The sequence below is a fragment of the Paracoccus salsus genome (assembly GCF_021556615.1).
Classification (GTDB): domain Bacteria; phylum Pseudomonadota; class Alphaproteobacteria; order Rhodobacterales; family Rhodobacteraceae; genus Paracoccus; species Paracoccus salsus.
On sequence record NZ_JAKGGD010000002.1, the window covers coordinates 420,195 to 433,016 of the forward strand.

At 64.5% G+C, this 12,822-nt stretch carries 13 protein-coding genes; 4 read left to right on the plus strand and 9 right to left on the minus strand.

The window, feature by feature from the left end:
* Positions 1–202: 202 nt before the first annotated feature.
* The 4 genes from ccoP to ccoN all read right to left on the minus strand — a co-directional run bounded on the left by ccoP (position 203) and on the right by ccoN (position 3,760).
* A complete protein-coding gene (ccoP, locus tag L1965_RS05330) occupies positions 203–1,048 on the minus strand; it encodes a cytochrome-c oxidase, cbb3-type subunit III (protein WP_235755612.1) in 846 nt (281 codons plus the stop codon).
* Positions 1,049–1,218: 170 nt separating this feature from the next.
* Complete coding sequence (locus L1965_RS05335) at positions 1,219–1,407, minus strand: cbb3-type cytochrome c oxidase subunit 3 (RefSeq protein WP_235755368.1); 189 nt, start codon at positions 1,405–1,407, stop codon at positions 1,219–1,221.
* Between the two features lie 10 nt (positions 1,408–1,417).
* Positions 1,418–2,143, minus strand: a complete 726-nt coding sequence (gene ccoO / locus L1965_RS05340; protein WP_235755369.1) for a cytochrome-c oxidase, cbb3-type subunit II — start codon at positions 2,141–2,143, stop codon at positions 1,418–1,420.
* Positions 2,144–2,155: 12 nt separating this feature from the next.
* The gene (gene ccoN / locus L1965_RS05345) at positions 2,156–3,760 is read right to left on the minus strand and encodes a cytochrome-c oxidase, cbb3-type subunit I (protein WP_235755370.1); all 1,605 of its coding nucleotides are present in this window, start codon (positions 3,758–3,760) and stop codon (positions 2,156–2,158) included.
* A 203-nt stretch (positions 3,761–3,963) separates the two neighbouring features.
* Between ccoN and L1965_RS05350 the strand changes: the two genes are divergently transcribed.
* Positions 3,964–4,803 carry a universal stress protein gene (locus tag L1965_RS05350; protein ID WP_235755371.1) on the plus strand — a complete coding sequence of 280 codons (840 nt, stop codon included), beginning with the start codon at positions 3,964–3,966 and terminating at the stop codon, positions 4,801–4,803.
* A 70-nt stretch (positions 4,804–4,873) separates the two neighbouring features.
* On the opposite strand, the gene L1965_RS05355 is transcribed toward L1965_RS05350, so the two are convergent.
* Both L1965_RS05355 and fnrL read right to left on the minus strand, forming a co-directional pair.
* The gene (locus L1965_RS05355) at positions 4,874–5,080 is read right to left on the minus strand and encodes a cold-shock protein (protein ID WP_209054581.1); all 207 of its coding nucleotides are present in this window, start codon (positions 5,078–5,080) and stop codon (positions 4,874–4,876) included.
* Positions 5,081–5,298: 218 nt separating this feature from the next.
* Entirely contained in the window at positions 5,299–6,078 is a 780-nt protein-coding gene (gene fnrL, locus L1965_RS05360) for a transcriptional regulator FnrL (RefSeq protein WP_235755372.1), read from the minus strand.
* A 20-nt stretch (positions 6,079–6,098) separates the two neighbouring features.
* Here fnrL and hemN point away from each other — a divergent pair, with 20 nt between their 5' ends.
* The gene (gene hemN / locus L1965_RS05365) at positions 6,099–7,454 is read left to right on the plus strand and encodes an oxygen-independent coproporphyrinogen III oxidase (RefSeq protein WP_235755373.1); all 1,356 of its coding nucleotides are present in this window, start codon (positions 6,099–6,101) and stop codon (positions 7,452–7,454) included.
* Here the strand turns inward: hemN and L1965_RS05370 are convergent.
* Both L1965_RS05370 and polA read right to left on the minus strand, forming a co-directional pair.
* Positions 7,440–8,414 (minus strand): cation diffusion facilitator family transporter, encoded by a 975-nt coding sequence (locus L1965_RS05370; protein WP_235755374.1) that lies wholly within the window; start codon positions 8,412–8,414, stop codon positions 7,440–7,442. The two genes, hemN and L1965_RS05370, sit on opposite strands and share 15 nt — an antisense overlap.
* The gene (polA, locus tag L1965_RS05375; RefSeq protein WP_235755375.1) at positions 8,411–11,224 is read right to left on the minus strand and encodes a DNA polymerase I; all 2,814 of its coding nucleotides are present in this window, start codon (positions 11,222–11,224) and stop codon (positions 8,411–8,413) included. The genes L1965_RS05370 and polA overlap by 4 nt, the downstream gene beginning before the upstream one ends.
* A 109-nt stretch (positions 11,225–11,333) precedes the next feature.
* On the opposite strand from polA, the gene L1965_RS05380 reads away from it, so the two are divergent.
* Positions 11,334–11,507 (plus strand): DUF2256 domain-containing protein, encoded by a 174-nt coding sequence (locus tag L1965_RS05380; protein ID WP_439332055.1) that lies wholly within the window; start codon positions 11,334–11,336, stop codon positions 11,505–11,507.
* Between the two features lie 53 nt (positions 11,508–11,560).
* Here L1965_RS05380 and L1965_RS05385 read toward each other — a convergent pair whose 3' ends face one another.
* The gene (locus L1965_RS05385) at positions 11,561–11,806 is read right to left on the minus strand and encodes a zinc-finger domain-containing protein (protein WP_439332056.1); all 246 of its coding nucleotides are present in this window, start codon (positions 11,804–11,806) and stop codon (positions 11,561–11,563) included.
* Between the two features lie 90 nt (positions 11,807–11,896).
* Here L1965_RS05385 and L1965_RS05390 point away from each other — a divergent pair, with 90 nt between their 5' ends.
* Positions 11,897–12,820: an ABC transporter ATP-binding protein gene (locus tag L1965_RS05390; protein WP_235755377.1), complete on the plus strand. Its 924-nt coding sequence runs from the start codon at positions 11,897–11,899 to the stop codon at positions 12,818–12,820.
* The last annotated feature ends 2 nt before the right edge of the window (positions 12,821–12,822 follow it).

Here is a 12,822-nt window from a genome sequence, read left to right on the forward strand (position 1 = left end):
AACGCGCGAACATCTGGGGGCCGGTCTCTTCCACGCGGACTAGCCTGCGCGAAAGACCATGCCTGGGACGACGCCGGGGAACCCGGCCAGGCCCAGAGCGGTTACAGGGTTGGCCGCCCCCCAAGGAACGCGCGAACAGGAAGGGGGGCGGCCCCTTTCATACCGGCGAGCCGGCATGAAAAGCGGGCACGGTCTGGGCGGCTTACTCGCCGCCGCCCAGACCGTGGACATAGGTTGCGACGGCGCGAATCTCGGCCTCGCTGAGACGTGATGACCAGGCGGGCATCACCCCGTAAGGCCCCTCGGTCACGATCCGCGTGACCGTGGCGATGTCGCCGCCATACAGCCAGACCGCATCCGCCAGGTTGGGCGCACCCTGAGCCTGATCCCCCGAGCCGTCCTCCATATGGCAGAACGCGCAATTTTCCAGATACACGACCTCGCCTTCGCTGGCCAAGCCAGCATCATGCGGCTGGTCCGACATGGACAGGACATAGTTTGCCACCTGGCTGATCTGCGCCCGGTCCAGCAAGCCGTCACGGCCATAGCGCGGCATCTCGGAATAGCGGGTGTCGGGATCGTGCGGGTCGCGGATGCCATGTTGCAGGGTCAGATGGATGTCTTCCAGCGTTCCACCCCAAAGCCAGTCATTGTCCAGCAGGTTGGGATAGCCCGGGCCGCCGGCCGCGCCGGACCCGTGACATTGCGCGCACCAGGTGCGGAACACCGCGCCGCCCGCATTGGTGGCATAGCTGACCAGTTCGGGGTCATTGGGGATCTGCTCAAGTTCGACCGAGGCCAGCCTTGTCTGGATTTCCGCGTTGGCCTGATCGAAGCGTTCGATCTCGGCTGCAACCTGCTGGCGTGTCGTGGTGCCCAGCAGACCCTGCGTCGCGGAATTGACCAGCGGGATCGCGGGATAGGCGATGAGGTACCCGATGGCCCAGACGATCGTGGCGTAGAATGTCCACAACCACCAGCGCGGCATCGGATTGTCATATTCCGTGATGCCGTCCCACTCGTGCCCGGTCGAGGGCACCTCGTTCATGGCGACCCCGTGGCGGCCCTTGCGGCGATGCTTGGGTGTCTCGGGCTTGTCCGGCCCCTCGCGCGAGGGAACGTCGCCGGCAATCTTGGCCGCGTGTTCGGCATCGGCGGCCTCACGCCGAAGGGAGAGCTTGTCCTCGTCGCCCGGCTTCTTGTCCTTCTCGTCGGCCATCAACGGCCCTCCTTCTCATCCGCCGCAGCGGGGCGGGACTCGTGGCGGAAGATGCTTTCGGCGGCATCGTCCTGAAGCTTTCTCGAACCGGGGCGAAACACGAACACCACGACGCCCACGAAAAACAGCGTCAGCGCCAGCAGCGCCCAGCTGTCGGCCAGTTCGCGCAAGAAGCTGTAGAGATCCATCCTCTCCTCCTCAGCGTCGGTCATCGGGCTGGAACGTCGAGAAATCGACCATCGTTCCAAGCACCTGCAGATAGGCGACCAGCGCATCCATTTCGGTCAGCTGCGGCTGCCGGTCGAAATTGCGCTGCTGTGCGCCCGGATACCGCTCCATCAGTCCGTCGGCATCCGCATCGGGATTGGCTTGCGCACGGAAATCCTCGACGGCGGCGGCGATCATCTCTTCGGTGTAGGGCACGCCGACCATCGCATCGGTTTCCAGGCGCTGCGCGATATGTTCGGGGCCGATGATGCGGTTCTTCAGGAACCCGTATTTCGGCATGATCGATTCCGGCACCACGGATTTCGGATCGGTCAGGTGGTCGATATGCCATTCATCGGAATAGCGCCCACCCACGCGCGCCAGGTCGGGACCGGTGCGCTTGGAGCCCCACTGAAACGGGTGGTCATACATGGATTCCGCAGCCAGGCTGTAATGACCGTAGCGCTCGACCTCGTCACGCATCGGTCGGATCATCTGGCTGTGGCAGACATAGCACCCCTCGCGCACATAGACGTCCCGTCCGGTCAGTTCGAGAGGCGTGTAGGGGCGAACCCCTTCCACCTTCTCGATGGTGTTTTCCAGATAGAACAGCGGAGTGATCTGGACGATGCCGCCGATCGTGACGACCAGGAACGAAAACACCAGCAGCAGCGAGGCGTTCTTTTCAAGGATCTTGTGTTTGGAAAGTATGGACATGGTTGGGATCCTTCACTCGGCCGCTACGGCGACAGCGGTCGAATACGCCTTTGGCTGACGGGCGACGGTCGCCCACAGGTTATAGGCCATGATGATGCCGCCCGTCAGGAACAGCAGCCCCCCGAGGCCCCGCACCACGTTCATCGCGAACTTGGCCTGCACGGTGTCGGCGAACGCGTTGACCAGGAAGCCCTGGCTGTCGACTTCGCGCCACATCAGACCTTCCATGATCCCCGACACCCACATCGACGAGGCGTAGAGAACCAGCCCGATGGTTGCCAGCCAGAAGTGCCAGCTGACCAGCGACAGGCTGTACAGACGTTCGCGTCCCCACAACCGCGGAACCAGGTAGTAAAGTGCGCCGAAGGTGATCATCCCGTTCCAGCCAAGCGCGCCGGAATGGACATGGCCGATCGTCCAGTCGGTATAGTGCGACAGGCTGTTCACGGCCTTGATCGACATCATCGGTCCCTCGAACGTGGCCATGCCATAGAAGCCGACGGCCACGACCATCATCCGGATGATCGGGTCGGTGCGCAGCTTGTCCCAGGCGCCCGACAGGGTCATCAGGCCGTTGATCATGCCGCCCCAGCTGGGCATCCAGAGCATGATCGAGAACGCCATCCCCAGCGTCGAGGCCCAGTCCGGCAGCGCCGTGTAATGCAGATGGTGCGGACCGGCCCAGATATACAGGAAGATCAGCGCCCAGAAGTGGATGATCGACAGCTTGTAGCTGTAGACCGGACGCTCGGCCTGTTTCGGGATGAAGTAGTACATCATGCCCAGGAAGCCTGCGGTCAGGAAGAAGCCCACGGCGTTGTGCCCGTACCACCACTGCACCATCGCGTCCTGCACGCCCGAGAACACCTGGACGGACTTGCTGCCAAAGATGCTGACGGGGATCGACAGGTTGTTGACCACATGCAGCATCGCGATCGTCACGATGAAGGCCAGGTAGAACCAGTTGGCGACATAGATATGCGGTTCCTTGCGCTTGACGATCGTTCCCAGGAAGACCGCCAGATAGACCAGCCACACCGCGGTCAGCCACCAGTCCACATACCATTCCGGCTCTGCGTATTCCTTGGACTGCGTTGCGCCGAGGATATAACCGGTGGCGGCCAGAACGATCACAAGCTGATAGCCCCAGAACACGAACCATGCCGCATTGCCGCCCCACAGCCGCGCAGCCGAGGTTCGCTGGACGACATAGAACGAGGTGGCGATCAGCGCGTTCCCCCCGAAGGCAAAGATCACCGCACTGGTGTGCAGCGGGCGCAACTTGCCGAAATTCGTGTAGCCCTGAAACACGTCACTGAAATTCAGCGCCGGGAAGGCCAGCTGGAAGGCGATGATGACGCCGACCAGGAAGCCGACGACGCCCCACACGGTCGTGGCGATCACGCCGGCGCGAACCACGCCGTCCATGTATTCGTTCGGATCGGGCGCCACGACAGGTTCGTCGATGCGGCGCAGAGTCCAGATGAACAGCCCCGACGCGACGAACATCACCGTCAGCGCATTGACCATGTATGCTGCATCATGCGCCAGGTTGGCGCCGATCGCGGACGCCACTGCGACCACCCCCAGCAAGATCAGCTTTACGTAATTCCCCATGGCTTTCCCGTGTCCCGTTCACTCAATGCTGCGCCTCCCGCGGGCGAATCGCTTTCGCCCAGGCACCTGCACTCGATCATGCAGGAATAGGGACCGTCGCCTCAAGCAGCCTTGATCTGGGTCAATCTGCGGATTTGACGCCGATCAATGTCGCCAGTCTTCCGAAAGGCGATGATCGACCCGATGACACAAAGGAGGCTGCCATGGCCTACAAGACAATCCTGACCGTCCTTTCCGACAAGCGTCAGATGCCGCAACTGGACGCCGCTGCCGAGTTGGCCGCGCGCGAGGATGCGCATCTGGACATCCTGTGCCTGGGAATCGACCACAGCCAGGCGGGTTACTACTTTCCCGGAGGCACGCCCTATGCCTTCCAGGAATCCATCGATGCCGCGATGCAACAGGCCGAGTCGATGGAGGAAGCGGTCCGGCAGCACCTGGCAGGCGCAGGCGACATGCGCTGGTCGGTGGAATCGGCGGTCGCGCAGTCTGGCGGGATTCCCAACCTGGTTGGAATGCGGGCGCGATTTTCAGACCTGACGGTGCTGGGACGTCCCTATGGCGAGACCGCGCCGGGCGACGCCGAGGCGGTGACCGAAGCGGCCCTGTTCGAAGGGCGCTGTCCGGTCCTCGTGCTGCCCGAATCGGGTTTGCCGGCCGATCCCCCGGACCGAATCCTTGTGGCCTGGAATCAGTCGGTCGAGGCTTTGGCGGCGATTCGCCGCGCCATGCCCCTGCTGAAAGCCGCCAAGATGGTCGAGGTGACTGTCATCGATCCGCGCCGCGGCGGCGTCGAGAGATCGGATCCCGGCGGGGCGCTGACCCAGATGCTGACCCGGCACGGCGTGCGGGCGGAAATCGCGGTGCTTGCGCGCACGGCGCCGACCGTCAGCGACGAGATCGCCCGACGTGCGACAGAGATCGATGCCGGCATGATCGTCATGGGTGCCTATGGCCACTCTCGCTTCCGCGAGGCGATCCTTGGCGGTGCCACGCGCAACATGCTGGAAAAAACCAAGGTGCCCGTCTTCATGGCCCACTGAATCGCCTTGCGAACAACGAAGAAAGGCGGCCCGAGGGCCGCCTTTCCAGATCATCACTCGCCTGACGTTATCAGACGAATTGCAGGTTCGACGCCGATTCGCGGCCGTCACGGCCGGTTTCGATGTCGAAAGTCACGGCCTGGCCGTCCTGCGGATGCGGCAGACCCGAGCGCTCGACTGCCGAGATGTGCAGGAACACGTCGCGCTTGCCGTTTTCCGGCTGGATGAAGCCGAAGCCTTTGGTTGCGTTGAACCATTTCACGGTGCCATTGGCCATCGTGAGATCTCCTTAACAATTGCCGCCCGCGGAACTGCGGCGGCCCGGCTGGTCAGATCAAACTCGAAGACTGAAGCCGGATTAGGGAGACAGATCGAAGCAGAGATAACGTAGCCGCTTGTAAATAGCGTCTTGCACCCGTTTCGACAAGATGCCGGCGTCAAAAAATTTTGCGCCCCGTGCCATCGGGCCCGGAAACCAGGACGATCCGCGTCGGATCAGCTGATCCAGCCGCCATCGCTATCGTCGCCGGACTCCTCGACCAACCGGTCGAAGTCGGGCAACACGACATTGCGCTTGCCGACCAGTTCAATGATGCCTCCGCGCTTCAGCGCGCTGACCTGACGACTGACGGTTTCCAGTGTCAGGCCCAGATAATCCGCCATTGCCTCTCGCGTCAGGGGCAGTTCGACCTGCATGCGGCCGCCGGGATGGCGCTTTTCCAAGGCAGCCTCGCGGCGGGCGACGATGGCGATGAAGGACGCGATCTTCTCGCGCGCGGTCTTGCGACCCAGAAGCAGCATCCACTCACGCGCCGCATCCAACTCGTCCAGGGTCATTTCCAGCAGGCGATGCGACAGATGCGGCATGTCGCGCAGCATGTCGTTGAAAGGCTTGCGGCGAAAGCAGCACAGCACGACCTTGGTCGTCGCCACAGCATTGTAAGCCGCCTTGTCGCGGCCCGGCCGCCCAAGGAAATCGCTTGGCAGCAGCAGGCCGACCATCTGCGTGCGCCCGTCCTCGAGCGTCTGGGTCAGCGTCGCCACGCCGGTGACCACCGACGCCACGAAGTCCATGTGGTCGCCGCCCCAGACGATCGCCTGACCCGGCTCGTAGCTGCGATAGAACTTGATCTCCTCGAGCCGCGGCAACTCGGCATCCTCGCAATCGGCGCAGACCGCCCGATAGCGGATCGGGCAGTCTTCACACCGCAGCTTGACCGGCACGTCGGCAGGTCGTCCGCTTGACTTGATCTGGGTCAATGTTTGCGCGCTCATCCTGTCTTATCTCTAGCCCTATGAGCACCGTTTCGCAACTGAGGCAACTGGGACTGTTTGACGCGCGCGTGCCGCGCTACACCAGCTATCCCCCGGCCACACAATTCTCATCTGGAACCGATCCCGATCTTGTTTCGGCCTGGATCGCAGGCATTCCGGCCGAAGCGCAGATCTCGCTCTATGTGCATGTGCCGTTTTGCCGCAGGCTTTGCTGGTTCTGCGCCTGCCGTACCCAGGGGACGCAGAAGCTGGAGCCGGTCATCGCCTACACCGATACACTCCTGGCCGAGCTTGTGGGGCTTCGCGCCCGCATGGCGCCCGGCGTGCGCCTGTCGCGGCTGCACTGGGGCGGAGGCACCCCCACCTTGCTGCCTCCCGAACAGATGCACCGGCTTGCAGCCGCGATCTTCGAGGCGTTCCCGTTGGCCGAGAACGGCGAGTTCTCGGTCGAGATCGATCCGGCGGAAATCGACGCCGCCAGGATGGACGCGCTGGCGTCCGCCGGCATGACCCGCGCATCGATCGGCGTCCAGGATTTCGATCCGCTGATCCAGCAGGCCATCGGTCGAGACCAGAGCTTCGAGATGACCGCCAGGGCCGTGGGCCTGATTCGCGACCATGGCATCGCCAGCCTGAACGCCGACATCCTGTATGGCCTGCCCTATCAGACGCCGACGCGCATGGCGGATTCGGTCCAGAAACTGCTGGCGCTGGGGCCCGACCGGGTCGCGCTTTACGGCTATGCCCATGTGCCGTGGATGTCGAAGCGTCAGGTCATGATCCCCGAGGACAAACTGCCCGACAACGAGGCGCGGCTGGAATTGTTCAGGACGGCGCAGCAGCTTTTCCAGGCGGATGGCTATCTCGAGATCGGGATCGATCATTTCGCACGCCCGTCGGATTCGCTGGCGCAGGCTGCTGGACAGGGATCGCTGCGGCGCAACTTCCAGGGCTACACCGATGACCAGGCTGACGTGCTGCTTGGACTGGGTGCGTCGTCGATCTCGCGCTTCCCTCAGGGCTATGCCCAGAACGCCCCCGCCACCGGCGCCTATACCGCCGCCGTCCGGGCAGGTCGCCTGCCGGTCACGCGTGGCCATGCATTGTCGGACGACGACATTCTGCGCGGCCGCATGATCGAGGCGCTGATGTGCGACTTCCGCATCGACACGCGGGAAATGCAGCAACGCTACGGCGTCTCGGCCGCGCGGTTGGAGTCACTTCTCGCGCCGCTGCTGGACCGGTTCGGCAGCGTGATCCGCACCAGTGCCGACGGGCTTTGCATCACGCCCGAGGGTCGTCCCCTGACGCGCATGATCGCGCATCAGCTGGATTTCTACGCGGCCGCGCCAAGCAGCCATTCATCCGCCGTCTGAGCCATTCCGGCGCGACGGGTTTGCGTCAGGGCGATCGTCGCGGGCGCGGTCGTCTTGCCTGCCTGCCCCGTCCGCGCAAGTGTCGGGCCGCTCGACCTCGATCGTGGCGTGACCGATTCGGAATTCGCGGCGCAGGGTCTCTTTCGCCCGCCGCGTCACGCTGGCGAAGTCGTCGCTGTCGACCACCAGGTGAACCGAGGCGGCATTGCGCCTTTCGTCGATCTGCCACAGATGCAGGTGGTGCGCATCACGTACGCCGGGCAACCCGCGCAAGGCCGCCATGACCCCCGGCGGATCGCTGCCGGGCGGGGCAGCCAGCATCAGCATCCGGAACACCGGCCCGATTTGCAGCACGACGTGCCAGATGATGATCGCCGAGATCCCCAATGTCAGGATCGGGTCGGCGAGGTTCCACCCGTAAGCCCAGATCAGCGCGCCGCCCAGGATGACCGCAACCGACACGGCAGCATCCGCGAGGTTGTGCAGAAACGCCGCGCGGATGTTGATGCTGTCTTTCGACAACCGCCAGACCAGCGCCGCGGTCGCCATATCCACGACCAGGGCAAAGGCGGCCAGACCCATCACCAATCCGCCAACCACCTGCGGCGGGTCTGCCAGCCTGCCGATCGCCTCGGCCGCCAGCCACAGCGAAACGGCGATCAAAGCAAGATAATTGACGAACGCCGCCACGATCTCGGCCCGGCCCCAGCCGAAGCTGTAATCGGGCGTGGCCGCGCGGCGCGCCAGGCGGCGCGCGCCGAAAGCCATCACCAGCGCCATCGCGTCGGACAGGTTATGCACACCGTCGGCAATCAGCGCGGTGGAATCGGCCAGAAGGCCACCCACGATCTGCGCCGCCGTCAGGCTCAGGTTGACGGCGACGGCCCAGCCGATCGACCCGTCGCCCCTCGCGGCATGGTGATGATGCCCGTGACCCTGGTGGTGCGAACGCCCGCTCAATGCGCTTCTGCCCAGTTCGCGCCACTGCCCGCGTCCACATCAAGCGGGACCGACAGCTTGATCGCGGGCTCGGCCGCGCTCTCCATGACCTGCCTTGCGGCGACGATCAGATCGTCCACGGCACCTTCTTCAACCTCGAAGACCAGTTCGTCATGGACTTGCAACAGCATCTTCGCCGGCAGCCCGGCTATGGCATCCGGCATGCGGATCATCGCGCGCCGGATGATGTCGGCCGCGGCACCCTGGATCGGCGCGTTGATGGCCGCGCGGCGCGCGCCGCCCGCAGCCGGTCCGGACTGGTTGATGCCGGGGGTGTTGATGCGCCGCCCGAACAGCGTCCGCACGAAGCCGGTTTCCTTGGCGTCCGCGACCGTCCTGTCCATGTAGGCCCGAATCTCGGGGAAGCGTTCGAAATAGGTGTTGATGAAGTCCTGAGCCTCGGCGCGCGGTATGCGCAGGTTCCGCGACAGCCCGAAGCCCGAGATACCATAGATCACGCCGAAATTGATGGCCTTTGCCTGCCGGCGGATCATCGGGTCCATGCCCTCGACCGGCACCCCGAACATCTGGCTTGCGGTCATCGCGTGAATGTCCATTCCGTCCTTGAAAGCCTGCTTGAGGGCGGGAATTTCTGCGACATGAGCAAGGATCCGCAACTCGATCTGGCTGTAGTCCAGGCTGACCAGCCGGTGCCCGGGCGCCGCCACGAACGCCTCGCGGATGCGGCGACCCTCTTCGCTGCGGACCGGGATGTTCTGGAGGTTCGGGTCGGTAGAGGCCAGCCGCCCGGTCTGCGCCCCCGCGATGGAATAGCTGGTATGGACGCGCCCCGTGACCGGATTGACATGGCCTTGCAGCGCATCGGTATAGGTCGATTTCAGCTTGCTGACCTGCCGCCAGTCCAGGATCCGCGCCGGCAGGTCGTGGCCCTCGGCCGCCAGATCCTCCAGCACGTCGGCGCTGGTCGAATAGGCACCGGTCTTTCCCTGCTTGCCGCCCGCCAGCCCCATCCTGTCGAACAGGATCTCGCCCAACTGCTTGGGGCTGCCGACGTTGAATTTTTCTCCGGCCAGCTCGTGGATCTCTTCCTCGAGCTGCGCCATCTTCTGTGCAAAGGCGTTGGACATGCGCTTCAGGTGTTCGCCGTCCACGCGTATGCCGGCCATCTCCATGCGCGCCAGCACCGGCACCATCGGCCGCTCCAGTGTCTCGTAGACAGTGGTGACACTTTCGGCCGGCAGCATCGGTGCGAAATGCTGCCACAGCCGGAACGTGACTTCGGCATCCTCGGCGGCGTAGGGCGTGGCCTTGTCGATCGCAACCCTGGCAAAGCCGATCTGCGCCTTGCCCGACCCGATCAGCTCCTTGATGGGGATGCATTTATGGCCAAGATAGCGTTCGGCCAGCTCGTCCATGCCGTGATTATGGGTGCCGGCGTTCAGCGCGTAGGACATCAGCATCGTGTCCGCGATCGGCGCCATCCGGATACCGCCGGCAGCGGGCAGCTGCCGCGCCATGATCTTCCAGTCATACTTGATGTTCTGGCCGATCTTGAGGATCGCCGGATCCTCAAGGACCGGCTTCAGAGCCGCCAGCACCTCATCCCGGTCCAGCTGCCCTGCAGCCAGCGACGCGGTCCCGAACAGATCGTCGCTGCCCTCGACATGGCCCACCGGTACATAGCAGGCACGACCCGGCGCGACCGCCAGCGAGATGCCCACCAGTTCCGCCTTCATCTCGTCCAGATCCGTGGTTTCGGTGTCGATGGCGAAACGACCCGCCTCGCGGATATCCGCGATCCAGCGATCCAGCACCGCCAGATCGGTGACGCATTCATGGCTGGCCGGGTCGATCGCCGGCAGCTCGGGGGCGACGGCGACATGGGAAGGTGGCGCCGAGGCGACGACGGGCGGCTTGGCGCCCAACCTTTCGGCGACCCGCGCGGTCAGGGTGCGGAACTCCATCTCGGCCAGAAAACCCAGCAGCGAATCGGCTTGCGGATCGCGCACCTCCAGGCTTTCCAGGGTGAAATCAAGCGGTGTCCTGCAATCCAGCTGCACCAGCCGTTTCGACACGCGGATCTGGTCGGCATGGTCGGTCAGGGTCTGGCGTCGCTTCGGTTGCTTGATCTCGTCCGCGCGGGCCAAAAGTGTTTCCAGGTCGCCGAAATCGTTGATCAGCTGTGCCGCGGTCTTGATGCCGATCCCCGGCGCACCGGGCACATTGTCGACCGCATCGCCGGCCAGCGCCTGCACGTCGACGACCCGATCCGGTCCGACGCCGAATTTCTCGCGCACCTCGTCCGGCCCGATCAGCCGGCCCTTGATCGGGTCCAGCATGTCCACGCCGTCGCCGACCAGCTGCATCAGGTCCTTGTCGCTGCTGATGATGGTCGCCGATCCGCCCGCTGCGCGAGCCTGGCAGGCCAGCGTGGCGATGATGTCATCGGCCTCGTAACCCTCGATCTCGATACAGGCGATGTTGAAGGCGCGCGTGGCCTCGCGGGTCAGCGGAAATTGCGGGCGCAGATCCTCGGGCGGTTCGGGGCGATTGGCCTTGTAAAGCCCGTAGATCTCGTTGCGGAAGGTCTTGGCCGAATGGTCGAAGATCACCGCGGCATGCGTCGGCGCCGTGCTGCCATGCTCGTCGGTGACGTATTTCCACAGCATGTTGCAGAATCCCGCCACCGCGCCCACGGGCAGCCCGTCGGATTTTCGGGTCAGCGGAGGCAGCGCGTGATAGGCGCGGAAGATGTAGGCCGAGCCATCGATCAGGTGAAGATGGCAGCCCTTGCCGAACCCGTCACTCATGTCAGTCTCCATCGCCGTTCCACGCTGCGTTGTGGCATGTTAGGCAGACCGGTTCCAGTCGCGTGGCGGACCATCGGCGGTCCATGAACGGAGGCGAAGGATGGCACGCATGCGCCGCAAGGCCGACCTGCCGCAGAAGATCTGCCTGCATTGCGCGCGGCCCTTCACCTGGCGGCGGAAATGGGCTCGGGACTGGGATCAGGTCCGCTACTGCTCGGCCAGATGCCGAGGCGCGGGACAAACGCAGCGGGGCCACCCGGGCGGCAAGGCCGCCCAGCCCTGAGGCCCCCTCGATGGGGGCCGAAGGGCTTTCCCGGGCCGGGCCGGGACCTGCCTTCAGTGGTCGCCGGCGACGTGATCGCGGTCGATGACGAAACGCTTGTCGCAATAGCCGCAATCGACGAACCCCGAAGCGGGCGAGATCGCCAGCCAGACGCGCGGATGGCCCAGACCCGCCGCGTCGTCACCGTCGCAGGCGACGCGCCAGGTCGTCACCACGAACTCCTCGGGTGCGGGAAGCCTCGAGGACTCGGGACCTTGCTCGGTCGACAGCGGATTCTCGGGTGTCACGTGCTGGGTCATGGCTGGCCTTCTTGTGGCGGCTTGCATCATCTGCTCTAACCCCAATACCGCAGCGCCGCCTGCCTCCGCAAGCTCTGCAAGGACCGTCCCATGAGCAATGCCATCGACATCAAGGGTCTGCACAAGACCTACCGCGCGCAGGGCAACGCGCCCGCCAAGAAGGCGCTGAAGGGGATCGATCTGGCGATTCCCGCGGGCAGCATCTTCGGCCTGCTTGGACCGAACGGCGCCGGCAAGTCGACTTTGATCAACATCCTCGCGGGGCTGGTCAACAAGACCGACGGGAAGGTGGTGATCTGGGGCTTCGATCAGGACGTGAACCCCCGCCAGTCGCGTGCCGCCATCGGGGTCATGCCGCAGGAGCTGAACATGGACCCGTTCTTTACGCCGCGCGCCAGCCTCGAGGTCCAGGCGGGGCTTTATGGGGTGCCGAAATCCGAGCGCTGGACCGATGAGCTTCTGGAACTGGTCGGCCTGACCGATCAGGCGAACGCCTATGCCCGCAACCTTTCGGGCGGGATGCGTCGGCGCCTGCTGCTGGCCAAGGCGCTGGTCCACCGGCCGCAGATCCTGGTGCTGGACGAACCGACGGCCGGTGTCGACATCACCCTGCGCGAGATGCTGTGGCAGAATGTCCGCCGCCTGAACCGGGCCGGCATGACGATCATCCTGACCACGCATTACCTCGAAGAGGCCGAGCAGATGTGCGACGAGATCGCCATCATCAATCATGGCGAGCTGGTCGTCCGGCAGGGAACGCGCGATCTGCTGAACCGCGCGGACCGCAAGACGCTGCTGATCGACGCGGGTGGGCGGGTGGATCTGCCACCCCTGCCCGCGGATGCAAGGCCCGACTGGCGTCCCGACGGAAGGCTGGCGATCAGCTATCCGCCGTCGCGGATTCGCGCCGATCAGGTGCTGGATGCGCTGCGCAATGCGGGCGTGCCGATCCTCGACGTGGCGAGCGAACAGCCCGACCTCGAGGATGTGTTCGTCGAGATGACCCGGACCTGAGC